21 protein-coding genes are annotated in these 26,284 nt (G+C 66.8%); 11 read left to right on the top strand and 10 right to left on the bottom strand.

What is annotated here, in order from left to right; all coding sequences use genetic code 11:
- Positions 1 to 22 precede the first annotated feature (22 nt).
- Positions 23 to 2,932 carry an excinuclease ABC subunit UvrB gene (gene uvrB / locus IEV83_RS11685; RefSeq protein WP_181759072.1) on the top strand — a complete coding sequence of 970 codons (2,910 nt, stop codon included), beginning with the start codon at positions 23 to 25 and terminating at the stop codon, positions 2,930 to 2,932.
- Between the two features lie 320 nt (positions 2,933 to 3,252).
- Positions 3,253 to 3,642, top strand: coding sequence for a PAAR domain-containing protein (locus IEV83_RS11690; RefSeq protein ID WP_181759071.1), 390 nt, complete (start codon positions 3,253 to 3,255; stop codon positions 3,640 to 3,642).
- Between the two features lie 3 nt (positions 3,643 to 3,645).
- Here the strand turns inward: IEV83_RS11690 and IEV83_RS11695 are convergent, their stop codons facing one another.
- Together IEV83_RS11695 and IEV83_RS11700 are read right to left on the bottom strand one after the other, a co-directional pair.
- Positions 3,646 to 5,409: a TRAP transporter permease gene (locus tag IEV83_RS11695; protein WP_181759070.1), complete on the bottom strand. Its 1,764-nt coding sequence runs from the start codon at positions 5,407 to 5,409 to the stop codon at positions 3,646 to 3,648.
- 114 nt (positions 5,410 to 5,523) lie between these two features.
- The gene (locus IEV83_RS11700) at positions 5,524 to 6,477 is read right to left on the bottom strand and encodes a TAXI family TRAP transporter solute-binding subunit (RefSeq protein ID WP_181759069.1); all 954 of its coding nucleotides are present in this window, start codon (positions 6,475 to 6,477) and stop codon (positions 5,524 to 5,526) included.
- A gap of 207 nt (positions 6,478 to 6,684) precedes the next feature.
- Here IEV83_RS11700 and IEV83_RS11705 point away from each other — a divergent pair, with 207 nt between their 5' ends.
- Genes IEV83_RS11705 through IEV83_RS11725 form a run of 5 tightly spaced genes read left to right on the top strand, consistent with a single transcriptional unit; the run spans position 6,685 to position 11,733 of the window.
- Positions 6,685 to 7,629, top strand: a complete 945-nt coding sequence (locus tag IEV83_RS11705; protein WP_181759068.1) for an ABC transporter permease — start codon at positions 6,685 to 6,687, stop codon at positions 7,627 to 7,629.
- A 4-nt stretch (positions 7,630 to 7,633) separates the two neighbouring features.
- Positions 7,634 to 8,494: an ABC transporter permease gene (locus IEV83_RS11710; RefSeq protein ID WP_181759067.1), complete on the top strand. Its 861-nt coding sequence runs from the start codon at positions 7,634 to 7,636 to the stop codon at positions 8,492 to 8,494.
- On the top strand, positions 8,491 to 10,167 hold the full coding sequence (locus tag IEV83_RS11715) for an ABC transporter ATP-binding protein (RefSeq protein WP_181759066.1): 1,677 nt from the start codon (positions 8,491 to 8,493) through the stop codon (positions 10,165 to 10,167). Before IEV83_RS11710 ends, IEV83_RS11715 begins: the two co-directional genes overlap by 4 nt.
- 20 nt (positions 10,168 to 10,187) lie before the next feature.
- A complete protein-coding gene (locus IEV83_RS11720) occupies positions 10,188 to 11,084 on the top strand; it encodes an ROK family protein (RefSeq protein ID WP_181759242.1) in 897 nt (298 codons plus the stop codon).
- A 13-nt stretch (positions 11,085 to 11,097) separates the two neighbouring features.
- Positions 11,098 to 11,733 (top strand): YceI family protein, encoded by a 636-nt coding sequence (locus tag IEV83_RS11725; protein WP_181759065.1) that lies wholly within the window; start codon positions 11,098 to 11,100, stop codon positions 11,731 to 11,733.
- Positions 11,734 to 11,769: 36 nt separating this feature from the next.
- Here IEV83_RS11725 and IEV83_RS11730 read toward each other — a convergent pair whose 3' ends face one another.
- The 8 genes from IEV83_RS11730 to IEV83_RS11765 all read right to left on the bottom strand — a co-directional run bounded on the left by IEV83_RS11730 (position 11,770) and on the right by IEV83_RS11765 (position 20,491).
- Positions 11,770 to 12,450 (bottom strand): cupin domain-containing protein, encoded by a 681-nt coding sequence (locus IEV83_RS11730; RefSeq protein ID WP_181759064.1) that lies wholly within the window; start codon positions 12,448 to 12,450, stop codon positions 11,770 to 11,772.
- A gap of 97 nt (positions 12,451 to 12,547) precedes the next feature.
- Positions 12,548 to 13,792: a phosphoglycerate dehydrogenase gene (serA, locus tag IEV83_RS11735; RefSeq protein ID WP_181759063.1), complete on the bottom strand. Its 1,245-nt coding sequence runs from the start codon at positions 13,790 to 13,792 to the stop codon at positions 12,548 to 12,550.
- 103 nt (positions 13,793 to 13,895) lie between these two features.
- On the bottom strand, positions 13,896 to 14,759 hold the full coding sequence (locus IEV83_RS11740) for an N-formylglutamate amidohydrolase (protein WP_181759062.1): 864 nt from the start codon (positions 14,757 to 14,759) through the stop codon (positions 13,896 to 13,898).
- Between the two features lie 4 nt (positions 14,760 to 14,763).
- Positions 14,764 to 15,771, bottom strand: coding sequence for an ABC transporter ATP-binding protein (locus IEV83_RS11745; RefSeq protein WP_181759061.1), 1,008 nt, complete (start codon positions 15,769 to 15,771; stop codon positions 14,764 to 14,766).
- On the bottom strand, positions 15,768 to 16,805 hold the full coding sequence (locus IEV83_RS11750) for an ABC transporter ATP-binding protein (protein ID WP_181759060.1): 1,038 nt from the start codon (positions 16,803 to 16,805) through the stop codon (positions 15,768 to 15,770). The genes IEV83_RS11745 and IEV83_RS11750 overlap by 4 nt, the downstream gene beginning before the upstream one ends.
- A gap of 7 nt (positions 16,806 to 16,812) precedes the next feature.
- A complete protein-coding gene (locus IEV83_RS11755) occupies positions 16,813 to 17,703 on the bottom strand; it encodes an ABC transporter permease (protein ID WP_209003141.1) in 891 nt (296 codons plus the stop codon).
- A 72-nt stretch (positions 17,704 to 17,775) separates the two neighbouring features.
- Positions 17,776 to 18,753 carry an ABC transporter permease gene (locus tag IEV83_RS11760; protein ID WP_181759058.1) on the bottom strand — a complete coding sequence of 326 codons (978 nt, stop codon included), beginning with the start codon at positions 18,751 to 18,753 and terminating at the stop codon, positions 17,776 to 17,778.
- 145 nt (positions 18,754 to 18,898) lie between these two features.
- Positions 18,899 to 20,491 (bottom strand): ABC transporter substrate-binding protein, encoded by a 1,593-nt coding sequence (locus tag IEV83_RS11765; protein ID WP_181759057.1) that lies wholly within the window; start codon positions 20,489 to 20,491, stop codon positions 18,899 to 18,901.
- Positions 20,492 to 20,651: 160 nt separating this feature from the next.
- Here IEV83_RS11765 and IEV83_RS11770 point away from each other — a divergent pair, with 160 nt between their 5' ends.
- From IEV83_RS11770 to IEV83_RS11785, 4 genes are all read left to right on the top strand, one after another.
- Positions 20,652 to 21,584, top strand: coding sequence for a LysR substrate-binding domain-containing protein (locus tag IEV83_RS11770; protein WP_181759056.1), 933 nt, complete (start codon positions 20,652 to 20,654; stop codon positions 21,582 to 21,584).
- Positions 21,585 to 21,605: 21 nt separating this feature from the next.
- Entirely contained in the window at positions 21,606 to 22,772 is a 1,167-nt protein-coding gene (argE, locus tag IEV83_RS11775) for an acetylornithine deacetylase (protein WP_181759055.1), read from the top strand.
- Positions 22,773 to 22,824: 52 nt separating this feature from the next.
- Entirely contained in the window at positions 22,825 to 23,793 is a 969-nt protein-coding gene (locus IEV83_RS11780) for a M14 family metallopeptidase (protein ID WP_181759054.1), read from the top strand.
- Positions 23,794 to 24,069: 276 nt separating this feature from the next.
- Positions 24,070 to 26,262 carry an anthranilate synthase gene (locus IEV83_RS11785; RefSeq protein ID WP_181759053.1) on the top strand — a complete coding sequence of 731 codons (2,193 nt, stop codon included), beginning with the start codon at positions 24,070 to 24,072 and terminating at the stop codon, positions 26,260 to 26,262.
- Positions 26,263 to 26,284: the final 22 nt, after the last annotated feature.

The following is a 26,284-nucleotide window of genomic DNA, read 5'->3' on the forward strand; positions in this document are numbered from 1 at the left end:
GCTTTCGCCCCATATTGCCGCCATGGCCAAGCGACCCTCCTCCTCCCGTCCGAATGCCGGCGCACCCGACCCCGACGCGCTGCCCACCACCACCGGCGACGACGCGCCCTCCGGTTTCGGCGAAGCGCCTCAGGCTCCTTTCGAGGGCGCGCCCCTCTCCGGCGGGGTGTCCGATTGGGCGCGGCAGATATCCGAGGAGGACGGCGCTCCCACTTCCGCTGACAAGACCCAAGAACCGGCCGCCCCATCCAAGGCGAAGAAGGCCGACAAGGCCGCGACCAAGACGGGCGCCAAGGCCAAGCCGGCCCGGTCGGCCCGGGGCACCTCCATGGGCGCCAGCAACGACCCGCGCGAACGCGCCGCCGGCGGGCTCAATCCGGTCGCCGGGCTCGACATCTCGCTGGAGGATGCCGAGGCGCTGCTGGAGAAACAGGTCGCGGAGACGAAAAAGCGCAACAAGCGCAAGAGCAAGGCTTCGCCGCCGGAAATGTCCGATGGCACCACCGGCCATACGGAAACCGTGCGCGCCCTGTCGGCGCTGATCGAAAGCGGCAACCCGCTGCACAAGAACGGCGAGACCTGGACCCCGCACCGTCCGGACCGACCGGAGAAATCCGAAGGCGGCGTGCCAATCAAGCTGGTTTCGGAGTACGAACCGAAGGGTGACCAGCCGACAGCCATCGCCGATCTGGTCGAGGGGCTCGATGGCGAGGACAAGACCCAGGTGCTGCTCGGCGTCACCGGCTCGGGCAAGACCTACACCATGGCGCAGGTGATCGCCCGCACCCAGCGCCCGGCGCTGATCCTGGCGCCGAACAAGACGCTGGCGGCCCAGCTCTACGGCGAGTTCAAGGCGTTCTTCCCGGACAACGCGGTGGAGTATTTCGTTTCCTACTACGACTACTACCAGCCGGAGGCCTATGTCCCGCGCACGGACACGTTCATCGAGAAAGAAAGCTCGATCAACGAGCAGATCGACCGGATGCGCCACTCGGCCACCCGGGCCCTGCTGGAACGGGATGACGTGATCATCGTCGCCTCGGTCTCCTGCATCTACGGTATCGGTTCGGTCGAGACCTATACCGCGATGACCTTCGCCATCGAGGTGGGCGAGCGCATAGACCAACGCCAGTTGCTCGCCGATCTCGTCGCCCTGCAATACAAGCGCAACGACGCCGCCTTCCAGCGCGGCACCTTCCGGGTGCGCGGCGACACCGTCGAGATCTTCCCCGCCCACTACGAGGACCGGGCCTGGCGGGTGTCGCTGTTCGGCGACGAGATCGAGGCGATCACCGAATTCGACCCGCTCACCGGGCAGAAATCGGCGGAGATGAAGAGCGTCAAGATCTACGCCAACTCCCACTACGTGACGCCCAAACCGACCCTGGCCCAGGCCACCAAGTCGATCAAGTCGGAGCTGAAACAGCGGCTGGAAGAACTCACTGCCCATGGCCGGCTGCTGGAGGCGCAACGGCTGGAGCAGCGCACCCTGTTCGATCTGGAGATGATGGAGGCGACCGGCTCCTGCGCCGGCATCGAGAACTATTCGCGCTACCTCACCGGCCGGGCGCCGGGCGAGCCGCCACCGACGCTGTTCGAGTACCTGCCGGACAATGCGCTGGTGTTCGCCGACGAAAGCCATGTGACGATCCCGCAGATCGGCGCCATGTACCGGGGCGACTTCCGCCGCAAGGCGACGCTGGCCGAATACGGCTTCCGCCTGCCCTCCTGCATGGACAACCGGCCCTTGCGCTTCGAGGAATGGGACGCGATGCGGCCGCAGACCATCTGCGTCTCCGCCACCCCGGGCTCCTGGGAGATGGAACAGGCCGGCGGCGTCTTCGCCGAACAGGTGATCCGTCCGACCGGGCTGATCGACCCGCAGATCGACATTCGCCCCGCCTCCTCCCAGGTCGACGACCTGCTGGGCGAGGTGCGCGCGGTCGCCGCCAAGGGCCTGCGCACGCTGGTCACCGTTCTGACCAAGCGCATGGCCGAGGACCTGACCGAATACCTGCATGAGAACGGCGTCCGGGTGCGCTACATGCATTCGGACATCGATACGCTGGAGCGGATCGAGATCATCCGCGACCTGCGTCTCGGCGCCTTCGACGTGCTGGTCGGCATCAACCTGTTGCGCGAAGGCCTGGATATTCCCGAATGCGCGCTGGTCGCCATTCTCGATGCGGACAAGGAAGGCTTCCTGCGCTCGGAGACCTCACTGATCCAGACCATCGGCCGGGCGGCGCGAAACGTCGACGGCAAGGTGGTGCTTTACGCCGACCGGACCACCGGCTCGATGGAGCGAGCCATCGCCGAGACCAACCGGCGGCGGGAAAAGCAGACCGCCTACAACACCGAGCATGGCATCACGCCGGAAAGCGTGCGCCGGACCATCGGCGACATCCTGCAGAGCGTCTACGAGCAGGACCATGTGACGGTGGACTCGGGCTTTGCCGAGGAGGACGGGCTCGTCGGCCACAATCTCAAGGCCCATATCGAGGATCTGGAAAAGCAGATGCGCGAGGCGGCGGCCAACCTGGAGTTCGAGACGGCGGCGCGGCTGCGCGACGAGGTCAAGCGGCTGCAGGAAACGGAACTGGCGGTCGCCGACGATCCGCTGGCGCGCCAGTCGGCGGTGGAAGAGCGCAGCGGAGGCTATCGCGGCGACAAGAAATATGGCGCCAGCGCCAACTTGCCCACGGGCTCGAAGGTGCGCAAGAATACCCTCGACGAGATGACCGTGGGCCGGACCGAAGTGCCGCTATCCGGCAAGCCAGCGCCGCAGAAGCCGCGCCCCGGCGCACCCACGGCGGAAGACGATGTCCGCCCGGTCGTGCGCGGCAAGATCGGCGCCGGCTCCTACGAGGACCCGGCAGAGGAGAAACGCCATCGCGGCCGCCCGAAGAAAAGCGGCAGGCCGGGGCGGTAGGGGGAACCCGCTCCTCCCGGTGTCATCCCGGGCAAGTTTTTGCGCGACCCGGGATCGGGAAGCCGAAAGGAAAGCGTTTTCAATCGGCTGGATCTGAGAGGCCGTGGCTCGCCGATCCCGGATCTCCGCTTATGCGTCGTCCGGGAGGACGCGGAGCGGGGGGAAATGTCCGGGACAAGGCGAAGGACGCAGGCGCTCGCTGCAACGCCGAGGCACGGCAGACAGGACGAATGCCGCGCTTTCGGAGCAGTGGCCCGCCCAGTCGCCCTTGCCCATCTCCTCCCCTTTTCCGATGAGCGCCCGGGGCTTACAGTCGCGCGATGAGCATCTGTCCTGACATCACCTTCTCCGCCCCGCATCCGTCGGCCCGCCTGCGTCGGGCGTCCAGAGCTGCGCGGTGCGGCCTCGCCGGGGCGCTACTTGCGCTCCTGCCCTTCCTGCTTTCCGCGTCGGCGCAGGAGATGCCGGCCTGTGCCCAGACCGGGGCATCCTCGGTGATGATCAATGGCCGGCCCGCACTGCGTCTGTCGGATGTGGCGACCTGCCCGCCCGACATGTTCGAAACCGTGCCGGGGATCATGATCGAGGGGCAACCGGCGGTGCGCTTCGCCGCGCCGGTGGAGGGCTGCGTTGCGACCGGTTCGGCCGATGTGCTCATGGGCGGTACGCCGGCGGGCCGAGCCGGCGATGCGGCCTGCCCGCCGAAGTGATCCCTACCCGCCGAGGAACAGCAGCGCCGCGCCGAGCAGCACGAGCCCGCCCCTGAGCAGCGGATTGAGCGGGGCGATCACGCCGAACGAGATGGCGGCAAGGCCGGCACCGACCTTGACCATCGCCAGCAGTGCGGTGACCGGATCGGCGGCCAGCTCGATCAAGGCCGGGTTGGCGATCATCCCCAGTGGCACGAGATAGAGGCCGAGCCCCAACGCCATCGCCGAGATCGCCACCTTGAGCCAGTTTTCCCCGACCATGCCGGCGGCGATGAACACCGCGCCGCAGACCGGCGGGGTGATGGTCGATAACAGCGCATACCAGAAGACGAAGAGATGGGCCTGCAGCGGCGACAGCCCCAGGTCGATCAGCGCCGGGCCGGCGACGGACACGCAGATCACATAGGCCGCCGTGGTCGGCACCTCCATGCCCAGGATGAGACAGGCAATGGCGGTCAGCAGCAGCGCCGGCCAGAGCAGGCCGCCCGACCCGGACAGGATCAGCGACGTGATCTTGACGCCGAGCCCGGTGAGGCCCAGCACGCCGATGATGATCGACGCGCAGAGGATGATGGCGGCGATGGTGGCGATCTGCCGGCCACCGGTGATGCAGACGGTTTCGATCCGCCCCAGCGTGCGCCGGAGATCGAAGCTGAGCCTCACATCAAGCGCCAAGAGCAGCACCCCGGCGAAGATGGCGAGGCAGGCGGCGTATTGCGGCGTGACACCGGCACCGAACATGCCCCAAAGCAGAACCGAGAAGGGAACGAGGAAAAACGCCGAGGTGATCAGCACCAGGCGCGGCGACGGCCGCTCGTCGGCCGGCAGCCCCTTCAGCTCATGGCGAAGGGAAAAAGCGTCGATGCCGACCCAGACGGCGATGAAATAGAGCAGCGCCGGCAGCGCCGCCGCCGCCATGATGCCCACATAGGGGGTGCCGGTCAGCTCCACCATGACGAAGGCGCCTGCGCCCATCAGCGGCGGCATGATCTGACCGCCGGAGGAGGCCACCGCCTCGACCGCACCGGCGAGCGCGCGCGGATAGCCGAGCCGGGTCATCGCCGGCAGGGTGATCGCCCCGGTGGAGGCGACATTGGCCGAGGCGGAGCCGGAAATCGAGCCGAACAGCGCCGAGGACAGGACGGAGACCTTGGCAGCACCGCCGCGCAGCCGTCCGGCGGCGGCGGCAGCCACATTCATGAAGCCCTGCCCCGCCTCGCCGGCATTGAGCACCGCGCCGAAGATCACGAAGATCGACACCACGGAGACGGACACCCCGGTCAGCGAGCCCCAGACCCCGCCTTCGGTGATGGTCAGGGTGCCAAACAGGCTGGACATCGGCAGGCCGGAATGGCCGAACTCACCGGGGATGTATTCGCCCCAGACCGCATAGGCCAGCGCCAGGGCGGCCACCAGCGGCAGCGGCCAGCCGATGGCGCGGCGGGCCATCTCCAGCACCACCGCCAGCAACACCAGCGCCAGCGCCATCTGTCCCGGGCCGGACAGGTAGCCGTATTGATCGCCCAGCGCCGAGGCGTTCAGCGCGATCCACAGACAGACGCCGATGCCGATGGCGGCGATCACCGCGCCGGAGCGGCGGGCGGCGGTGCTGCCGGCCATCAAGACGAGGACGAAGGGCAACGCCAGCGCCATGTGCAGCGGCCGGGAAACCAGATTGGGCACCAGACCGGAGAACACCAGGTAAAGGTGAAAGCCGATCGACAGCGCGCCAAGCGCCGTCCAGAACAGGCGGGCGGGGACAGACATTCGCGAACTTTCCGGAAAGACCGGCCCGGCCCCGCGTCCTGATCGATGGACGGGAAAGCCGGGCCCGGAGACCTTGCCGGCCGCCAAAGGCGGCGACCGGTCAAGGCGGGGTCGTCACTTCTGCGCGTCGGTCAGGGCAATGCCCGCCTCGGCATAGTAGCGCGCGGCGCCGGGATGGATCTTGCCGCTGATGTTGGCCAGCATCTCGGTGGTCACCCCCTTCCACCAGGGTGCCGTGTCGGCCATCTTCGCCTTCTCTTCCCAGAAGGTGCGGGTGATCTGATAGGCGGTGTCGTCGTCCATCGCCGTGGTGGTGTAGGCGATCACCGGCAGCGAGGTGGTGGTCACCGGCGCGTCCTGTCCGGCATAGGTACCGGCGGGAATGACCAGCTTGGTGCGCTTGGTCTTGGCAATCTGCTCGTCGGAGAGCGAGAGCAGCGTGATGCCGGTGCCGGCGGCGGCCTCGATCACGTTCGGCGCCGGGTAGGAACCAGAGGTGACGAAGCCGTCGATCTGGCCGTTCTTCAGGGCAGGACCGGCGTTCGACAGCTCCGCGTCGGCGAGCTTGACCTTGTCGGTCAGGCCGAAGAGGTCAAGATACTTGGCGCCTTCGCGGGCGCCGAAGCTGCCCTTGCCGATCAGCATCGTCTTGCCGGCAAGGCCGGAGAAATCCGTCACGCCGCTGTCGGCGCGCATGACGAAATGCATGGTCAGCGAGGGGATCGGGAACAGCGCCCGGATCTCGTCGAACTTCGGGTTGCCCTTGTCCTTGAACATCGCCTTGCCGTTCTGGGCAAGCGAAATCAGCGCCGGCGGCGAGGTGAAGAAGTAGTTCCCCGGGCGCACCGCCGCTTCCATCACGTTCTGGACGGACCCCTGGCTCTCCTCGACGGTGACGATCACCTCGCCGTCGGTGCCGGCCTTGACCGCCTCGGCAATCTGCACCGCCATCTGGTAGTAGGACGATCCGGTCTTGGCGGCTTTGTAGGTGATGCGCGTTTCGGCGGCGGCCATCTGCGGCAGCAGCGCGGCGAGGCCGACAAGGGCAAACTTGCTCCAGAAGGTCATGAGGGCACCCGGGATCCTGTTCTCGTTGAATGGGAGCCAGAGACTACTTGCTCCCACGCCCCGATGCACCTGCAAGAGCGCCGGTTTTTCACCTTTTCTCCACAAGGCCTCACGGTTGCAGCTCCGGTGCATTCTCCCTTTTCCGGGAAAGACATCCGCTATAGCCTTCAGACTGATACAGAGAATCTTCCGGAGACGTGAGACCCCATGCTGGTCTATGCCGCCAAACGACTGGCCAGCCTGTCCGCAACGCTGCTGCTGGCGACACTGGTGGTGTTCCTCGTCCTGGAAATCCTGCCCGGCGATCCGGCCGAGCTGATGCTGGGCATGAATGCCAGTGAGGACACGCTCGCCGCACTGCGCAGCGAGCTCGGCCTCGACCGCCCGGCCTGGCTGCGCTACGGCGACTGGGTCGCGGGCTTTGTCACCGGCGATCTCGGCATCAGCCATACCTATTCGGTTCCGGTCTCGGAGCTTGTCGCCGCGCGCCTGCTGGTCTCGCTGCCGCTGGCGCTCTTGGCGCTTGTCCTGTCCACCGCGATTGCCATTCCGGTCGGGGTAATCGCCGCCAGCCGGCGCGGAAGCTGGCAGGACAGCAGCCTGATGAGCCTGGCCCAAATCGGCATTGCCGTGCCGAATTTCTGGTTCGCCATGCTGCTGGTGTTCGTCTTCGCGGTGAGTTTGCGGCTCCTGCCCTCCGGCGGCTTTCCCGGCTGGGAGGCGGGGCTGCTACCGGCGCTGAAGGCGCTGCTGCTGCCGGCCATCGCCCTGGCCCTGCCGCAGGCGGCGATCCTCGCCCGGGTGATGCGCTCGGCGCTGATCGACACGCTGGGCGAGGATTACATCCGCACCGCCCGGGCCAAGGGGCTGACCCGGCACGCCACCTTGTGGCACCATGCGGTTCGCAACGCGCTGATCCCGGTGCTGACCATTCTCGGACTGCAATTCTCCTTCCTGATCGCCGGCACCATCATCATCGAGAACGTGTTCTACCTGCCCGGGCTGGGACGGTTGATCTTCCAGGCCATCACCCAGCGGGACCTGATCGTGGTGCGCAGCGTGGTGGTGCTGCTGGTCGCCTCGGTCATCCTCGTTACCTTTCTGGTGGATCTGGCCTATGCGCTGGCCGATCCGCGCCTGCGGAGCCGCTGAGCCGATGGCCGCCCCCTCGTTCCTCCACCCCCTGCGGCAGCACCGAGCGCTGGCCATCGGCGGTGCCATCGTCGCCCTTGTCACCGCCGCCGCCGCGCTGTCGCTGGTCTGGACGCCCTACCCGATCGACGTTCTGTCGGTCGCCGACCGGCTGCAAGGCCCGTCCCTCGCCCACCCCTTCGGCACCGATCACTATGGCCGCGACATGCTGTCGATGCTGATGGTGGGCGCGCGCACCTCCATCGCCGTCGCCCTGCTCGCCGTGGGCATCGGCGCGCTCATCGGCGTGCCGCTGGGGCTTCTGGCGGCGGCGCGCGGCGGCTGGCTCGACGAAGCGGTGATGCGCCTCAACGATCTGGTGTTCGCCTTTCCCGCGCTGTTGTCAGCGGTGATGATCACCGCGATCCTCGGGCCGGGCGCGGTCAATGCGGTGCTGGCTATCGGCATCTTCAACATTCCGGTGTTCGCCCGGGTGGCGCGCGGCGGCGCGCTGGCGACCGGATCGCGGGAGTTCGTGCTGGCTGCGCGGGTCTCCGGCAAGGGGCAGCTCCGCATCACCGCCGAACACATCCTGCCCAACATCGCCAACCTGCTGATCGTGCAAGGGACCATCCAGTTTTCCCTCGGCATTCTCGCCGAGGCCGGCCTTTCCTATGTCGGGCTCGGCGCGCAGCCGCCGCTTGCCTCCTGGGGGCGCATGCTGAACGAGGCGCAGACCATGATGATGATGGCGCCGTCGCTGGCGCTCTATCCGGGGCTGGCCATCGTCATCACCGTGCTCGGGCTCAACCTGATGGGCGACGGCTTGCGTGATGCGCTCGATCCGCGCCTGAAGCGCCGCCGGGCGCGGGAGACGGCGCCATGACTCTGCTGGAGGCGCGCGGCCTGTCGCTGTCGATCCACGGAACGCCGATCCTCCGGTCCGTCGATCTGAGCATCGCGCCGGGCGAGACCCTCGGTCTTGTCGGCGAAAGCGGATCGGGCAAATCCATGACGGCGCTTGCGGCAATGCAGCTCCTGCCCGAGGGGGCGGAGGCGCGCGGCAGCCTGCATCTTACCGGCTCGGACCTTCTTTCCATGCCCGAGCCAGAGCTGTGCGGCTTGCGCGGCCGGCGCATCGGCATGGTGTTTCAGGAGCCGATGACCGCGCTCAATCCGGTGAAGACCATTGGCGCGCAGATCGCCGAGGGGCTGATCTGGCATTTGCGGCTCTCCCGCAGTGAGGCGGCGGAGCGGGCCCGCGCCCTGCTCGACCGGGTGGGGCTGCCCGCCGCCGGGGTGGGACCGGAGCGGTTCCCGCATCAACTGTCCGGCGGGCAGCGGCAGCGGGTGGTGATCGCCCTTGCCATTGCCTGCGATCCGGAGCTCTTGATCGCCGATGAGCCGACCACCGCGCTCGACGTCACCATTCAGGCGCAGATCCTCGACCTGATCCGCGATATCGTCGAAACCCGCCAGATGGGCTGCCTGCTGATCAGTCACGATCTGGCGGTGGTCGCGCGCATGGCCGACCGGGTGGCGATCATGAAGGCCGGCGAAATCGTCGAGACCGGGCCGACGGCCCACCTGTTCGCCAATCTCACCCACCCTTATTCGCAAGCGCTGCTGGAGGCGACGACCCACGTACCGGCGCGAGCGGCAGAGGCCCCGGCGGGAACATCCCCACAGCAGCCGACGCCGCTGCTGTGCGTGCGCGATCTGGTGCGCTGCTATGCCGGACGGCGGCGGTCGCTGTTTCGCCGGCCGCCACCGGTGACGGCGGTCGATCGGGTCAGCTTTGACATCCACCCCGGCCAGAGCGTCGGGCTGGTCGGCGAAAGCGGCTGCGGCAAGTCCACCCTGGCGCGGGCGTTGCTCGGGCTTGAAGCGCCGGATGACGGCGCCATTTCAGTTCTCGGACAGGATCCGTTTTCCGCCCGGGGCGAAACCCGGGAGGCGGTGCACCGGACTGTGCAGGTAGTGTTTCAGGACCCCTATGGCAGCTTCAATCCACGCCATCAGGTGGGGCGGATCATCGCCGAGCCGCTGCATCTGCTGCGCCGGGAGATCACCCCGGCGGAGAAGCGCCAGCGGGTGCTCGACGCGCTCGGCGAGGTGGGACTGTCCGCCACGGACGCGGGCAAATATCCGCATGAGTTTTCCGGCGGTCAGCGGCAGCGCATCGCCATCGCCCGGGCATTGGTCACCCGCCCGCGTCTGATCATCGCCGATGAACCGGTCTCGGCGCTGGATGTATCGATCCGGGCGCAGATCCTCGACCTGTTCGCCGATCTGCGCGCCCGCCTCGGGCTGGCCTATCTGTTCATTTCCCATGACCTGTCGGTGGTGCGGGCGATCACCGACGAGGTGATGGTGATGCGCGGCGGGCAAATCGTCGAACGCGGGCCGACCGGCGCGGTGTTCGACCACCCGCGCCATCCCTATACACGGGAACTGGTGGCCGCCGCCCCCAGCCTCGACGCGGCCCTGGCGGCGCGGCGGGCGGACGAAGCGGCGGGACGGGCGGGCAGCACGCCAGCACCAGTCGGGCGGAGATGACAATGGACGGAGGACGACCCATGCGGCTCGGGATCGACTGGGGCGGCACCAAGATGGAAATCATCGCGCTTGGTCTTGATGGCGAGGAACGCTTTCGCAAGCGACTGCCGACCCCGCGCGGCGACTATGAGGGCTGCATCCGCACCGTCACCGATCTGGTCGCCGCCGCCGAGCAGGCGACGGGGCAGACCGGTACGGTCGGGCTCGGCATTCCCGGGTCGCTGTCGCCGGCCACCGGTCTCGTCAAGAACGCCAATTCCACCTGGATGAACGGCAAGCCGCTCGACCGCGATCTGGAACAGGCGCTGGGGCGCCCGGTGCGGATCCAGAACGATGCCAATTGCCTGGCCGTCTCCGAGGCGACGGACGGCGCCGGGGCCGGCGCGCGGATCGTCCACGCCATCATCATCGGCACCGGCTGCGGCTCCGGCATCGCCATCGACGGCAAGGCCCATCGCGGCGCCAATGGCATCGGCGGGGAATGGGGCAACATCTCCCTGCCATGGATGCGCGAGGACGAATTCCCTGGGCCGATGTGCTGGACCGGCCATCGCGGCACCATCGACCTTCTGTGTTCGGGCACCGGCTTTCAGCGCGACTACCGCGACAGCACCGGCGCGGCGCTGACCGGCGCGCAGATCATGGAGCGGGTGCATGCCGGCGAGCGGGCGGCGCAAGCCACGCTGGAGCGCTATATCGGCCGGCTTGGCCGGGCGATGGCGATGGTCGCCAACATCCTCGACCCGGATGTGTTCGTGCTGGGCGGCGGCATGTCCAACATCCCGGAGCTTTACGCCGCATTGCCGGCGGCCATGCAACCACATATCTTCTCAGATCAGTATGACGTGCCGATCCGCAAGGCGATGCATGGAGACAGCTCCGGCGTTCGCGGCGCGGCATGGCTGTGGAACGACTGATGAGGTAAAGGATATGGCGTACGCACGCCCCCGCCTCTCCTGGCTGACAACGGCCGGGCTGACAACGGCGCTCCGTCGGCTCGGCGCCGGCGCGCTGCTGCTCTGTCTCGCCCTGACCCCAGCCAGTGCCGAGCCCCGGACCTTCGTGATCGACCCGGAGCATTTTTCCATCGTCTTCAACGCCAAGCACATTGGCTACGAGCGGCTCTGGGGCATGTTCCTGAAGGGCGAAGGCCAGTTCGTCTACGATGAGGACACCCGGGCGCTGAGCGACCTTCGCGTCACCATCGACACCACCAGCGTCTTCAGCAACCACACCCAGCGCGACCAGCACTTGCGCAGTGCCGATTTCCTCGACGCCAAGCAATTCCCGCTGATGACATTCGTCATGACCGATGCCACGCCGGTCAGCGACCGGACCGGCACCGTGACCGGCGATCTGACATTGCGCGGCGTGACCCGGCCGGTGACGCTCGATGTGACCCTGAACAAGATCGGCCCCTACCCGTTCGGCGGAACCTATGTGGTCGGCATCAGCGCGAGAACCCGGCTGAAACGCTCCGACTTCGGCATGGTCTATGCGGTGGAGAACCAGCTTGTCGGCGACATGGTGGAGATTTACCTCGACCTTGAGGCCATCCGCCAGTAACTCGCCTCAAGTAGCCCGGCTCAAGAGCCGATCTGCTCAGGCATCAGGGGGCGCGGTCACCGACCGCAGATGGCCGGATTTGACATAGACCCGCGCGCCGGACGCCCCGACCTTTGCGGTGAGGTCCATGCCCGGCGGCAGGCGCAGCCATGCATCCTTGCCAAGCTGCTCGCCGTCATGGGTGAAGCCGCCGTCCAGCACGAAGAGTTCCAACCCGCCCGCATCGGCCAGGCGAATGTCGCTGCCTGCGTCCCAGACCTCGATGCGCACATCCTCATGGGCGTCGCGGTAGAGCGGCAACACAGAGACGCCCGGCCGGGCGCGATGGGGCACTGGCGCCGCCTTCTCCGTGTCGATACGCACATGGGTGCGGTCGTCCGGGTCGAACTGCCAGAGCTTGACGAAGATGGTGCAGCCGCCCGCCGCCGCCGGCGCATGGGAGGAGCCCGGCGGATTGCGCACATAGGTGCCGGCCGGATAGTCGCCGTGCTCGTCCTGAAACACGCCTTCCAGCACGAGGAACTCCTCGCCGCCGGTATGGGTATGGGCGGAAAATCGGCTGCCCGGATCGTAGCGGACGATGGAGGTGGCGCGGGCGACTTCGCCGCCGAGCCGGTCGAGCATCCGCCGGCTTACCCCCGCCATTGGCGAGGGGACCCAGTCGAGCCGGTCGGCATGAACCACCGCCGGCGCCGCAAAATCCGCATTCAGTTGCATGGCCCTCATCCCTCGCCGCGCTTGCTCCGCCGCGTCTTGCGCGGCGAAGCGTTCCGATATGTGGGGCACCTTCCCTCGCGGGAAAAGGGCATGCGGCTCAAACGCGGTTGAGCAGCCGCGCGCGGATCGTGCCGGACAGGCCCCGGATTTCCTCCAGAAGGTCGACCGCCCGGTCCACCGGCCCATCGGCATCGAGCACCACATAACCGATCTCGCCATCGGTCTGGTAGTGCTGGGCAGCGATGTTGATCTTCCAGGTGGCGAACAGATCGTTCAGCTTGCCCAGCTCGCCCGGCGAGTTGCGCTGCACCTGGATGAAGCGGGTGTTGTTGGTGCCCTTGGGCAGTTGCACCTGCGGGAAGTTCACCGCGCCGATGGTCGAGCCCACGTCGGAATATTCCACGAGCCGGCGGGAGACCTCCTCGCCGATGCGCTCCTGCGCCTCCTCGGTCGAGCCGCCCACATGCGGGGTGAGGATCACGTTGTCGAGACCGCGCAGCGGGCTGATGAACTCCTCGTCATTCGACTTCGGCTCGGTCGGGAAGACATCCACCGCCGCGCCGGCAAGATGCCCGTCCTTCAGCGCCTCGGCCAGCGCCTCAATGTCGAGCACCGTGCCGCGCGCGTTGTTGATCAGGTAGCTGCCCTTGCGCATGGCGCGGATCTCGTCGCGGCCGATCATGCCACGGGTTTCCGGCGTCTGCGGCAGATGGATCGACACCACGTCGGAGGCGGCCAGCAGCTCCTTCAGGTCCGACACCGGCTCGACATTGCCATGGCGCAGCTTGTCGGTCTGATCGAAGTAGATCACCCGCATGCCCATTCCCTCGGCCAGCATCGACAACTGGGAGCCGATGTTGCCATAGCCGATGATGCCAAGGGTCTTGCCGCGCACCTCGTTGCTGCCGGCGGCGCTTTTCAGCCAGCGGCCATTGTGGGCGGCGCTCGACTTGGTGAAGGCGCCGCGCATCAGCATGACGATCTCGGCGATGGTCAGTTCGGCAACGCTGCGGGTGTTGGAAAACGGTGCGTTGAACACGGTGATGCCGCGCCGGTTGGCGGCCACCAGATCGACCTGGTTGGTGCCCACGGAGAAGCAACCGACGCCGACCAGCGTCCCGGCAGCGGCCAGCACCTCTTCATCCACCTGGGTGCGCGAGCGGATGCCGAGCATGTGGACACCCTGCAGCGCGTCGATCAACGCCTTCTTGTCGAGCGCGGTCTTCAGGTGCTGCACATTGGTGTAGCCGGCGGTGCCAAGCACATTGACGGCGGTCTGGCTGATGCCTTCCAGGAGCAGCCAGCGGATCTGATCCTTGGGGCGCGACAAGCCGATGTTCATGAGATCTTTCTCGTCCTTGGGACTTGGGGGGAGTTCGAACAGTGCCGAAGTGAGGTGCCCCGTCCAGACGAAAAGATCAAGCGGACCTTGCGCAAAAAGCCGTTCAGCGGGCCGCGACCCAATCCCGCAGGCGCGCGGAAAACCGCTCCAGCCGGGCGCACAGCGGGGCGAAACCATCCGTCTTCCGGTAGGTTTCCACATCCATGTAGAGCGCCCGGTTGACCTCGATCTGCAGCGAATGGCGCCCGGAGGCCGGATCGCCATGCCGGCGCAGGATCTCCGCCCCCCGGAACGGATCGTTGATCTGCACGGAAAACCCGAGGTCCAGGAGAATCGCCCGGGCCGCGTCAATGAAGTCTCCCGCGCAGCTCGTCCCCTCCCGGTCCGACAGCACGATGTCCGGCCGAGGCGCGCCGCCGGCATCCTCATGCATGACATTGGCGATCGGCTGCATCGCATGCAGGTCGAGGTGATAGACGTCGGCGGCGCCCGTCTCCCGGCGCACCCGCTCCAACAGCGCCGATAGCCCGTCGTGATAGGGCTGCCAGACACGGGCAAGACGGGCGGCGACCATCGCGCCGGTCGGCGGCCGGGCGAGCAGCGGCGCACCATCGGGCGGGGTCGCAGTCCAGATCACCCCCTTGCCGAGCCGCGCCTTGGGGCCGGGGGCAAACCGCAGCCCATCGGCCTCGCGCACGTTCGCCGGGTCGAGGTCCTCCACCGCCCGGTTAACGTCGCAGTAAATCCGGCCGACGCGGCAGGCCATCAGCGGAATGCCGAGGCCGGGCGCTGCGGCGAACAGCTCGTCCACATACATGTCCTCCGCCCGGCGGTAGCGCTCGGGCGGCTGAGCCGGCTCGAAATCCTCCGGATACCAGGTGCCCGAATGCGGGCTGTCGAACAGCAGCGGCACCAGCTTCCCTTGCGGATAGCGCAGGGTGAAGACCTCGTTCTCGGCACCCGTCATCCCCTCACGCCCCCGCGTCGTTGAGATGGCAGGCGGAGGTCCAGCCCGGCGCGATCTCGCGCAGGCGCGGCACTTCTTCACGGCAGCGCGCCGTCGCATGTGGGCAGCGCGGATGGAAATGGCAGCCGGAGGGCGGAGAGAGCGGTGACGGAATCTCGCCCTTGACCGGCTGGAACTCCCGCTTGCGCCGGTCGATGCGCGGCACCTCGTCCAGCAGAGCGCGGGCGTAAGGGTGGTTTGGCCCGCTGAACAACGCCTCGGTCGGCGCACTTTCCACCACCCGGCCGAGATACATGATCACCACCCTGTCGGAGAGATGCTCGACGACACCGAGATCGTGGGAGATGAACAGATAGGTCAGGCCGAGATCGGTGCGCAGGTCCATGAACAGGTTGAGCACCTGCGCCTGGATCGACACATCGAGGGCGGCGATGCTCTCGTCGCAGACAAGGAAGTCCGGCTTGACCGCCAGCGCCCGGGCGATGCCGATGCGCTGCCGCTGGCCGCCGGAGAACTGGTGCGGATAGCGGGTCTTGTAGGCCGGATCGAGCCCCACCCGCTGCAGCATCTCATCCACATAGGCCGGGATCTCGGCGGCCGGGACGAGGCCATGCACCCGGGGGGCTTCGCCGATGATATCCGCCACCCGCATGCGCGGGTTGAGCGAGGACATGGGGTCCTGAAAGATCATCTGGATCTTCAGAAGCGCATCGCGCCGCGCCGCGCCGCTGAGGCCGGCGACATTCTTGCCGCGCCAGATCACCTTTCCGTCGCTGGGCTGATGCACCCCGGCGACCACCCGGCCAAGAGTGGACTTGCCGCAGCCGCTTTCACCGACAAGGCCGACCACCTCGCCTTCTCGCACGTCGAGTGAGACATCGTCCACCGCGTGAACCACCTCCTCCCGGCGACGTCCACCGACGAGATTGACCAGTTTTTCCGCCGCATCAAGATGCTTGGTGAAGCGCTTGGAGACCCCCTCCAGACGGAGCAATGGCTGTTCGCCGGTCATGCGCGCGCCCTCCCCGTCTCGCCTGCCACCTCGCCGGTTGCCCGGACTGCGGTTTCACCGGGTGGCTGATGCGGATGATGGCAGCGCATGGCCCGGTCGCCGCCGGCTGCCACCAGATCCGGCATGGCCGTGCAGGCGCCATCGGCACGGGCGCATCTGGGGGCGAAGCTGCAACCCGGCGGCAGCGACAACAGCGACGGCGCCATGCCCGGGATCTGGGTCAGCTTCTGGCCGCGCCGGTTCTGGCTTGGCACGGATCCGACCAGCCCATGGGTGTAGGGATGCAGCGGCCCATCGAGCACCGCATCCACCGGCCCCTCCTCGACAATGCGCCCGGCGTACATCACCGCCACCTTGTCGGCGAGACCGCCGACCACCGCCAGATCATGGGTAATCCAGATCATCGCCATTCCCGTTTCCGCGCAGAGCTTGCGCACCTCGTAGAGGATCTGCGCCTGAATGGTGACGTCGAGCGCGGTGGTCGGCTCATCGGCGACGATCACATCCGGCTCATTGAGAAGGGCAATGGCAATCGCCACCCGCTGGCGCATGCCGCCGGAGAACTGGTGCGGATAGGCCGCCAGCCGCTCGTCCGGCGAGGGAATGCCGACCCGGGCGAGCGCCGCCCGCGCCCGCTCCCGGGCATCCGCCTCGGACACCGGCGCATGGGCGCGGATCGCCTCGATCATCTGCGTGTCGATGCGCAGCACCGGATTGAGCGTCATCATCGGATCCTGGAAGATCATGGCGATGCGGGTGCCGCGCAGCGCCTGCCAATCGCGCTCGGAGCGGCCGATCAGCTCCTCGCCGCCAAGCCGGATCGACCCGCCGACGATCCGTCCCGGCGGATCGACGAGGCCGAGCAGGGAAAAGCCGGTCACGGTCTTGCCCGAGCCGCTTTCGCCGACGAGCCCCATCACCTCGCCCCGGCCAAGGGAGAAGGAAACGCCGTCGACGGCCCGGGCAACGCCCGCCCGCGTGAAGAAATGGGTCCGCAGGTCCTCGACCTGGAGCACCGGTGGGGTTTGGCTCATGGTCGTCTCACTTCTGCAGGCGCGGATTGAGCACATCGCGCAACTGGTCGCCAACGATGTTGATGGAAACGATGGTCAGCAACAGTGCCACCCCGGGGAACACGGCGATCCAATATTTGCCGGACAGCATGTATTCGAAGCCGTTGGAAATCAGCAGGCCGAGAGAGGGCTCGGTGAGCGGCAGGCCGACGCCGAGGAAGGAGAGCGTCGCCTCAAGGGCGATGGCATGGGCGGTCTGCACCGTGCCGACGACGATCAGCGGCGCGACGCAATTGGGCAGGATGTGGCGAAAGACGATCCGGGCATGGCCGAGACCGAGACAGGCGGCGGCCTCCACATATTCCCGCCGCCGCTCCACCAGCGCCGAGGCGCGCACCGTGCGCGCGTAGTAGGCCCACTGGGCAATCACCAGGGCAATGATGATCTTGTCGACGCCCTTGCCGAGAATGGCGAGCAGGATCAGCGCGATCAGCACCGCCGGCAGGGACAGTTGCAGATCGACGACGCGCATGATCAGCGTTTCGGTGCGCCCGCCGGCATAGGCCGCGGCGAGACCAACGCTCATGCCGACGATGATGGCCAGGATCCCGGACATCACGCCGACGGAAAGCGAGATGCGCAGGCCGTAGAAGATCGCCGACAGGAGATCGCGTCCGGCCCCATCGGTTCCCAGCCAGAAGGTGGTGCCCTCCATGCTGGTGCTGCCGGGCGGCAAGCGCGCATCGAAGATCGACACCACCGCCAGATCATACGGGTCCTGCGGCGAGATCCAGGGCGCGAACAGGGCGATCAGGATGATCACCGCCAGCATCAGCGCCGCCAGCAGCGCCAGCCAGCTTGCGGAAAAGTCGGTCAGGAAGCGCCGGAGCGGGCTTTCCACCGGGGGCACGGCGGGCATCGCCGCCGCCAGCGCGGCACCGCCGGGAGGCGTGGCGCCCGGTTGCGTGTTGGGTGTGGTCATGGCCGGATCTCACGCGCCGCGATCGCCGAGCCGCACGCGCGGATCGAGGATCGAATAAAGGACGTCCACCACCAGATTGATGACGACGAACAGGAACACGATCATCATCAGGTAGGCGACGATGACCGGACGGTCGAGCTGCTGGATGGATTCGATCAGCAGCTTGCCCATGCCGGGCCAGGCGAAGATGGTTTCGGTCACCACCGAAAAGGCGATCAGCGAGCCGAACTCCAACCCGAGCACCGTCACCACCGGGATCAGGATGTTCTTCATCACATGAACGCCGACGATGCGGCCCCGCCCCAGCCCCTTGGCCCGGGCGAACTTGATGTAGTCCTGCAGCATCACCTCCCGGGTACCGGCGCGGGTCAGCCGGATCACCAGCGAAATCTTCAGAAGCGCCAGATTGAAGGCCGGCAGGATCAGGTGGCGCAGGCCATCCAGGGTCAGGAAGGAAACGGGCACGCCCAGCACATCGACGGTCTCGCCGCGCCCGGTGGAGGGCAGCCAGCCGAGCATGACGGCAAAGACCATGATCAGCATGATGCCGACCCAGAAGGTGGGCAGCGAGAAACCGAGAATGGACCCGGCCATGATCGTGCGCGACACCGGGCTGTCGGGCTTCAGACCGGCGTAGAGACCGAGCGGGATGCCGAAAACGATCGCCATCAGAAGGGCGATGAAGGCCAGCTCCAGGGTCGCCGGCATCCGCTCCAGGATCAGGCCCAGCGCCGGCTGGCCGAAGACGAAGGACTGGCCGAGATCGCCCTGCAGGGCGCTGGTGACGAAGGCCCAGAACTGCTCAAGGATCGGACGGTCGAGACCGAGCGCGCGCACCACCTGCTCGATATCCGCCTGATCCATGTCGGGCGAGACGAACATGTCGACCGGATCGCCGACCAGATGCATTCCGAAAAACACGATGGCGGCCATCGCCACCATCACCAAAGCGCTCTGCATGAGGCGGCGCAGGATGAAAACACTCATGGGCCGGGATCTTTCCACGGGAGCGCAGAGGGGCGCGAAAGACGTGAAGACAGCGGAGAACGGGCGAACCGGGACATGGGCTTCCCCAAGAAGTCCGGCGGGGCGAAGACGGGCTTTTGTCCCCGTCCCGCCGGACCTTCAGCCGTTACTGGGACCGGGCGTAATGGGCGAGCGTGTACTCGTCCGAACGCGGCGTGTAGACGATCCCCTCCCGCGAGGCCCAGGTGTTGACCTGGTAGTGGATCGGGATGATCGCCAGATTGGCCATCGCCCGTTCCGTCGCCTCGGCGAGCAGCGCCGCTCGCTTGCCATCGTCCACGGTCTTCAGCGCCTGCTCGACCAGCTCATCCACCTTGGCATCGGAATGCCGGCCACGATTTGCCGCGCCCATGCCCTTTTCCTTGTCATAGGTGGCAATCAGCGAGCGCAGCGGCGAAGAGGCTTCGCCCGACCCGGCACCCCAGCCGACGAGGATCAGCGAGAATTCGGGCAGACCGCCCTCCCCGCCGGTGGAAGCGCGCTTGAAATAGACCGAGCGCGGCATGGTCTCGACCTTGGTCTTGATGCCAACGCGGGTCAGCATCTGGGCGATGCCCTCAACGATCTTGGCGTCGTTGATGTAGCGGTCGTTCGGGCCATGGATCGTCAGCTCGAACCCGTCCGGCACCCCGGCCTCGGCCAGAAGCGCCTTCGCCCCTTCCGGATCATAGGCTTCCGGCTTCAGCTTGTCGGAGACGCCGAAGAAGCCGTCAGGCAGAAGCTGGCCGGCGGGAATCGACAGCCCCTCCATCACCCGGTCGCGGATCAGCTCGCGGCTGATCGCCTTGGAAATCGCCAGCCGCACCTTCTGGTCGAGCAGCGGGTTCTTGATGTCGCCGCCGCCGTTGGCCTTCACGAAGGGCGAATCCTCGCGGAACTGATCCACATGCAGGTAGATCACCCGGTTGGACACCCCCTGCGACAGGACGATGCCCTTGGTTTCCTTCAACGTGCCAATGTCGGTGGTCGGCACGCCGCTGATCATGTCGACATCGCCGGCCAAGAGCGCGGCCACCCGCGACGGACCGGCCTTGATCGGCTTGATCGTCACCTTGTCCCATTCCGGACGGCCGCCCCAGTAGTCTTCGTTGGCGGCCAGCACAATACGGTCGCCCGGCACGTATTCCACGAACTTGAACGGGCCGGTGCCCATCGCCGCCTTGCCGTCGTTGAAATCGGCGGTGGTGGCGCCGCAGCCGACCTCATCGGAGATCACCGGGATCACCGACAGGTCGTTGGCCATGGTCGGATAGGGCTCGTCGGTCGTCACATGGACCGTGAAGTCATCGACCTTCTTGAAGGTCTTGCCCTTGATGTAGGTGGAGAAGCTGGCCGGGGAATTCGGCACCTCCGGCGCCCGCGCGAAGGTGCACAGCACATCGTCGGCGGTGAAGGGCGAGCCGTCATGGAAGGTCACCCCTTCCCGCAGCTTGAATTCCCAGGTGGTGTTGTCGATCGGCTTCCACGACACCGCAAGCCCCGGCTGAAGCTGCTGCCGGTCGCCCTGGTTGATCAGCCGGTCGAAGATCTGCGACGCGACCTGATTGTTGGGTCCCAGATTGTGGAAATGCGGATCAATCGAGGTGGCTTCCGAGGCCACACCGATTCGCAGATCGGATGCCAGCGCCGGGGCGCTCACGGCAGCCGCACAGGCAAAGGCCACGGCCGCGCGCAACAGCGGCGTTCGAACAGACGTCATTTGGTAGTCTCCCCTCCCGATCCCTTGTCGCTTTTGTGTTTCGCCGGGGCAGGATCGCGGTGAACCCCGGCAGCTTGTCGGGAAGGCTATTATGCGATTATATGATCGACAATCTGAAAACGATAACAAAACAACATACTGATATTCTCAAGGCAAATAGATGGATCGGGAACAGGCCGGCTCCGCCCGGCGCAACGGCTTCACATTGCGCGAGCTGGAAGTGTTGCGGGCGGTCATCAGCGAGGGCAAGACGACGGCGGCGGCGCATCGGCTGGGGATTTCCCAACCGGCGGTGAGCCGGGCGCTGGCCCAGCTTGAGGAGCGATTCGGCCAGCCGCTGTTCCGCCGCACCGGCAACCGGTTGCAGCCCACCTCCGAAGGCCTGGCGCTGAACGAGGAGATCGAACCGATCTTCACCACCCTGGCGCGGCTGCGCACCGCCGATATCAACAAGTCCAACCCGAAGCGGCTGCGCATCGCCGCGCCGCCGACCCTGAGCCACCGGCTGATGTCCTGGCTGTCCGGCTCCTTCCTGAAGCACAACCCCGGCACGACGATCCATCTGGAAATCGGCATGTCGAACAACGCCGTGGCGGCAGTGGCGGACGACAATGCGGACCTCGGAATCAGCGACGGCTTCATTCGCCATGACGGGCTGACCGTTCATCCGTTCCGCCACGCGGTCGCCCATGCGGCGATCCCGGCCGGGCACCGGCTGGCGGACAAGGTGGAGATCACCCCGGAAGACCTCGCGGACGAGCCGTTCATCGCCCTGACCCGGCGCTTTCACCAGCGCAATGTCTACGACCGGATCTTCACTGAGCGGGGCATCCAGCGCGACATCAAGGCGGAGACGGCCACCAGCATCGCCATTTGCGAGATGGTGCGCGAGGGCGTCGGCATCGGCCTCGTCAACCCGTTTCCGGTGTGCCTGCGCCCTTATGAGGGCATCGTCTTCCGCCGTTTCTCCCCCCGCGTGGACTATGTCACCAAATTCTTCGTGCCCGCCGGGCCGGTCACCCCGATCGCCCAGCGTTTCATTGAATACGCGCGCCGCACCGTGCCGGCGGATGCGTATTCGCATCCGGCCTGACCCGGCCACCAGAGGACCCTCATGCTGCAGACCGTGACCCCATCGCCGACCGACATCCTCAGGGATCTCGTCAGCTTCGACACCACCAGCCGCAATTCCAACCTGGAGCTGATCGCCTGGGTCGAGGCCTTCCTGGAAGCGCGTGGCATTCCTTCCACGCGGATCTACGACGAGACCGGCGAGAAGGCCAATCTGCTGGCCACCATCGGCCCGGCGGATGTGCCCGGTTACGTGCTCTCCGGTCATACGGATGTGGTGCCGGTCGACGGTCAGGAGTGGACCAGCGCGCCCTTCTCGCTGACCGAACGCGATGGCCGGCTCCATGGACGCGGGGCCTGCGACATGAAGGGTTTCCTCGCCTGCTGTCTGTCGAAGGCTGGCGAGATGGCCGCCCGCGATCTCAAGGCGCCGATCCATCTGGCCTTTTCCTACGATGAGGAAGTGGGCTGCAAGGGCGTGCCGAGCCTGATCACCAAGCTGGTGGAAACGGTCGCCAAACCGCGCGCCTGTTTCGTCGGCGAACCGACCGAAATGCAGGTGGTGATCGGCCACAAGGCCAAGCGCTCCTACCGGGCCATCGTCACAGGCTACCCCTGCCATTCCTCGCTGGCCCCGCATGGGGTGAACGCCATCGACTATGCCGCGCGGCTGCTGCTCCGGGTCCGGGAGATGGGGATCGCGCTGGCCGAAGGGCCGAGCGATGCGCTCTATGACATTCCCGTCACCACCGCCCATACCGGCACCATCGCCGGCGGCACGGCGCTCAATATCGTGCCCGAGCTTTGCACCTTCGCCTTCGAATTCCGCGTGCTGCCGGATCAGGACGCGGACGCACTGGTCTCCGAGGTGATGCGCTACGCCCGCGAGGAGCTGGAGCCGGAAATGACCGCCCGGGCCGCCGGCACTGGCATTGCATTCGAGGAAATCTCGTCCTTCCCCGGGCTCGCCACCGATCCGGAGGCGGAGATCACCCGGCTGACCAAGCGGCTTGCCGGCCGCAACGGCCACAGCAAGGTGGCCTATGGCACCGAGGCCGGGCAATTCGTCGAGATCGGCGCTATTCCCACCATCGTCATCGGCCCTGGTTCCATCGAGCAGGCGCACAAGGCCGATGAGTTCATCGCCATCGCCGAGCTGGAGAGCTGCACCGCGTTTCTCGACCGGCTGATCGAGGAAGCCTGCCGCTGACCCACCGACGTTTTTGACAACACCCATTGCCACTTCCAAGGACCCCGCCCGCATGGACGCCACGAGCACGCCCCCGTTTTCCATCGACCTGCCGAAGGTCGACATCACTCCCTATCGGGCAGGAAACATCGGCCTTGAGGGGATCACCACCCTCGACAGCGGCCGGCCGGGGCCACATGTGGCGATCTCCGCCATCGTTCACGGCAATGAACTCTGCGGCCCCATCGCCCTCGACTGGCTGTTCCGTCAGGACGTGAAACCGCTGAAGGGGCGGCTGTCGCTGGTGTTCGTCAATCTCGATGCCTATGATCGGTTCGACCCGGCCGACCCGTTCGCCTCCCGCTGGGCCGATGAGGACATGAACCGGCTGTGGCAACCGGAGACCCTTTCCGGCGGCAAGACGGCGGAGCGGCGCCGGGCCGCCGTCTTGCGCCCGTTCTTCGACACGGTGGACCTGCTGCTCGACCTGCACTCCATGCAGAACGCCACCGCGCCGCTGATCCTGTCTGGCGCCCACCGCAAGGGCCGCGATCTGGCCCGGGCCTTGCGCGCGCCGCAACTGGTTGTCAGCGACGAGGGACACGCGGCGGGCAAGCGCCTGCGCGACTATGCCGCCTTCGGCGATCCGCAAAGCCCGCGCAACGCCCTTCTCGTGGAATGTGGCCAGCATTGGGAAAAATCGAGCGCCGAGGTCGCCATCGACGCAAGCATCCGCTTCCTGCGCGCCTGCGGCACGGTGGAGACCGACTTCGGCGCCGAGGTGCTGGCCACCCGCCTGCTGCCGGAGCCGCAAAGCTTCATCGAGATCGTCTCGGCCGTGACCGTTGAGAGCGACAGCTTCCACTTTGCCGCCGACTATCAGGGACAGGAAGTCATCGAGAAGGCCGGCACCGTGATCGGCCATGACGGCGACCGGCCGGTCACCACCCCGGAGGACCGGATGGTGCTGATCATGCCCTCCCGCCGCTTGACAAAGGGCATGACGGCGGTGCGCCTTGGCCGGTTCGTCGAGGACGACTGATCTCGGCCCGCAAAAACGGCCGGGAGAAAACTCCCCGGCCCGCTGGCAATCGGCCGTTGCGCGCGGCGGCCGATTGCGCTACTGACGATGCCATGAACACGATGATGACCCTGTCCAGCGGTTGGTGGTGGCGCCTCTCATAAAGGCGGCAATCGACAGCCCGTGACCTGATGTCACTCAAGCAGTTTCGAACAGACCGCCGCGGACCCCGCCGGCGGCTTTTTTGTATCCAGCAGCCTGCGGAGACCTCCAGCGGCAGCGGTACAGGAGAATGAAATGCAAGCGGGACACGCACAGACCTTCCAGACAGAGGGCGGCATCACCGTCTCGGTCGCCTCGCGGCCAGCCGATTACGCAGAAGGCATTTCCCGCTGGGTCGACCGGCTCGACAGCGAACGCGGCGTGGTCCTCTCCTCCTCCTATGAGTATCCGGGCCGCTACACGCGCTGGGACATGGCGCTGGCCAATCCGCCGCTGGTTCTGGAAGCGCAGGGACGCCGCGCCCATGTGCGGGCGCTGAACGCCCGGGGCGCGGTCCTGGTGCCGGCCATCGAGCAGGCGTTGCAGGGCCACCCGGACATTGCCCGGCTCGACCGGGACGGCGACGGCGACACGCTCCTCATCGAGATCGCCGTGCCGAACCGGGCCTTTGCCGAGGAAGAACGCTCGCGCCAGCCTTCGGTGTTCTCGGTGATGCGGGCGATTTCCGCGCTGTTTGCCTGCGACGACGCGCATCTCGGTCTTTACGGCGCCTTCGGCTATGACCTTGCCTTCCAGTTCGAGCCCATCGACCTGGTGATCGAGCGCCCGGACGATCAGCGCGACGTGGTGCTCTACCTGCCCGACGAAATCCTGCTGGTCGACCACTACGGCCGCAAGGCGCATGTGCTGGAGTATGACTTCACCGTCGGCGGCCGTTCCACTGAGGGGCTTGCCCGCGATGGCGCGGCGGTGCCCTACCATCCGGCGAGCGAGGATCCCGGACGCGGCGACCATGCCCCCGGCGAATACGCTGAGCTGGTGCGCGCCGCCAAGGAGTATTTCCGGCGTGGCGACTTGTTCGAGACCGTGCCCGGCCAGACCTTCTACGAACGCTGCCCGGCGCCCCCCTCGGCGGTCAGCCGCAAGCTGCAGGACATCAACCCCTCGCCCTTCGGCTTCTTCATCAATCTGGGCAATGCGGAATATCTGGTCGGCGCCAGCCCGGAAATGTATGTGCGCGTCACCGGTGGACGGCGGGTGGAGACCTGCCCGATCTCCGGCACCATCCGGCGTGGCCGCAACGCCATTGAAGACGAAGCGCAGATCCGCAAGCTGCTGAACTCGGCCAAGGACGAGGCGGAGCTGACCATGTGCTCCGACGTGGACCGCAACGACAAGAGCCGCATCTGCGTGCCGGGATCGGTGCGGGTGATCGGCCGGCGGCAGATCGAGCTCTACTCCCGGCTGATCCACACGGTCGACCATATCGAGGGCACCTTGCGCGACGATCTCGACGCGCTCGACGCCTTCCTGTCGCACACCTGGGCAGTCACCGTCACCGGCGCACCGAAACGTTGGGCGATGGAGTTCATCGAAAAGCACGAACGCACCCCGCGCGCCTGGTATGGCGGCGCAATTGGCGCAATCCTGTTCAACGGCGAGATGAACACCGGCCTTACCCTGCGCACCGTGCGGATCAAGGATGGCGTGGCGCAGATCCGCGCCGGCGCCACCCTGCTCTACGACAGCGTGCCGGAGGACGAGGAAGCGGAGACCGAATTGAAGGCGGAGGCCATGCGCACCGCCGTGCGCGAGGCCGGCCAGACCGGCCCCGCCGGCGCCGACGCGGAGCGCGACCTGCCAGGCGCGGGCCTGCGCATCCTGCTGGTCGACCACGAGGACAGTTTCGTCCACACCCTTGCCAACTACTTCCGCCAGACCGGGGCGGAGGTCGTCACCTACCGCTCGCCGGTCAGCGATGCGGTGTTCCACGATGTCGATCCCGATCTGGTGGTGCTGTCGCCCGGACCGGGCAGCCCGAGCGATTTCGACTGCGCCTCCACCATCGGCCGGGCGCGGGCGCGCGGCCTGCCGATCTTCGGCGTCTGCCTCGGCCTGCAGGCGCTGACCGAGGCGCTCGGCGGCTCGCTGGCTCAGCTTGAGGTGCCGATGCACGGCAAGCCCTCCCCGGTGACCTTCACCGGGGATTCGCTGCTGTTTGCCGGGCTTTCCTCTCCGGTCACCGTCGGGCGCTACCATTCGCTGCATGCCCGGCGTGACACCCTGCCGGAAGGGCTGCGGATCACCTCCGAAAGCACCGATGGGGTGATCATGGCAATCGAGCACGAACGCGAGCCGATCGCCGCCGTGCAGTTCCACCCGGAATCGATCATGTCGCTCGATCAGGAAGCCGGGCACCGGATCATCCGCAACGTGGTGACCAAACTTGCCCGGTCACGTCAACGGCAGGTCGCCGCCAGCGCCTGATGCAAAACGAAAACCGCCGGCG

This window comes from Stappia taiwanensis (assembly GCF_014635285.1).
Lineage (GTDB): Bacteria > Pseudomonadota > Alphaproteobacteria > Rhizobiales > Stappiaceae > Stappia > Stappia taiwanensis.

Coding starts and splice junctions, on each gene's coding strand:
- IEV83_RS11690 (WP_181759071.1), top strand. CDS start 3,253: ATGAGCATCTGTCCTGACATCACCTTCTCCGCCCCGCATCCGTCGGCC.
- IEV83_RS11705 (WP_181759068.1), top strand. CDS start 6,685: ATGCTGGTCTATGCCGCCAAACGACTGGCCAGCCTGTCCGCAACGCTG.
- IEV83_RS11785 (WP_181759053.1), top strand. CDS start 24,070: ATGCAAGCGGGACACGCACAGACCTTCCAGACAGAGGGCGGCATCACC.
- IEV83_RS11715 (WP_181759066.1), top strand. CDS start 8,491: ATGACTCTGCTGGAGGCGCGCGGCCTGTCGCTGTCGATCCACGGAACG.
- serA (WP_181759063.1), bottom strand. CDS start 13,792: ATGAACATCGGCTTGTCGCGCCCCAAGGATCAGATCCGCTGGCTGCTC.
- IEV83_RS11750 (WP_181759060.1), bottom strand. CDS start 16,805: ATGAGCCAAACCCCACCGGTGCTCCAGGTCGAGGACCTGCGGACCCAT.
- IEV83_RS11720 (WP_181759242.1), top strand. CDS start 10,188: ATGCGGCTCGGGATCGACTGGGGCGGCACCAAGATGGAAATCATCGCG.
- IEV83_RS11755 (WP_209003141.1), bottom strand. CDS start 17,703: ATGCCCGCCGTGCCCCCGGTGGAAAGCCCGCTCCGGCGCTTCCTGACC.
- IEV83_RS11695 (WP_181759070.1), bottom strand. CDS start 5,409: ATGTCTGTCCCCGCCCGCCTGTTCTGGACGGCGCTTGGCGCGCTGTCG.
- uvrB (WP_181759072.1), top strand. CDS start 23: ATGGCCAAGCGACCCTCCTCCTCCCGTCCGAATGCCGGCGCACCCGAC.
- IEV83_RS11725 (WP_181759065.1), top strand. CDS start 11,098: ATGGCGTACGCACGCCCCCGCCTCTCCTGGCTGACAACGGCCGGGCTG.
- IEV83_RS11765 (WP_181759057.1), bottom strand. CDS start 20,491: ATGACGTCTGTTCGAACGCCGCTGTTGCGCGCGGCCGTGGCCTTTGCC.
- argE (WP_181759055.1), top strand. CDS start 21,606: ATGCTGCAGACCGTGACCCCATCGCCGACCGACATCCTCAGGGATCTC.
- IEV83_RS11710 (WP_181759067.1), top strand. CDS start 7,634: ATGGCCGCCCCCTCGTTCCTCCACCCCCTGCGGCAGCACCGAGCGCTG.
- IEV83_RS11730 (WP_181759064.1), bottom strand. CDS start 12,450: ATGCAACTGAATGCGGATTTTGCGGCGCCGGCGGTGGTTCATGCCGAC.
- IEV83_RS11700 (WP_181759069.1), bottom strand. CDS start 6,477: ATGACCTTCTGGAGCAAGTTTGCCCTTGTCGGCCTCGCCGCGCTGCTG.
- IEV83_RS11745 (WP_181759061.1), bottom strand. CDS start 15,771: ATGACCGGCGAACAGCCATTGCTCCGTCTGGAGGGGGTCTCCAAGCGC.
- IEV83_RS11770 (WP_181759056.1), top strand. CDS start 20,652: ATGGATCGGGAACAGGCCGGCTCCGCCCGGCGCAACGGCTTCACATTG.
- IEV83_RS11740 (WP_181759062.1), bottom strand. CDS start 14,759: ATGACGGGTGCCGAGAACGAGGTCTTCACCCTGCGCTATCCGCAAGGG.
- IEV83_RS11780 (WP_181759054.1), top strand. CDS start 22,825: ATGGACGCCACGAGCACGCCCCCGTTTTCCATCGACCTGCCGAAGGTC.
- IEV83_RS11760 (WP_181759058.1), bottom strand. CDS start 18,753: ATGAGTGTTTTCATCCTGCGCCGCCTCATGCAGAGCGCTTTGGTGATG.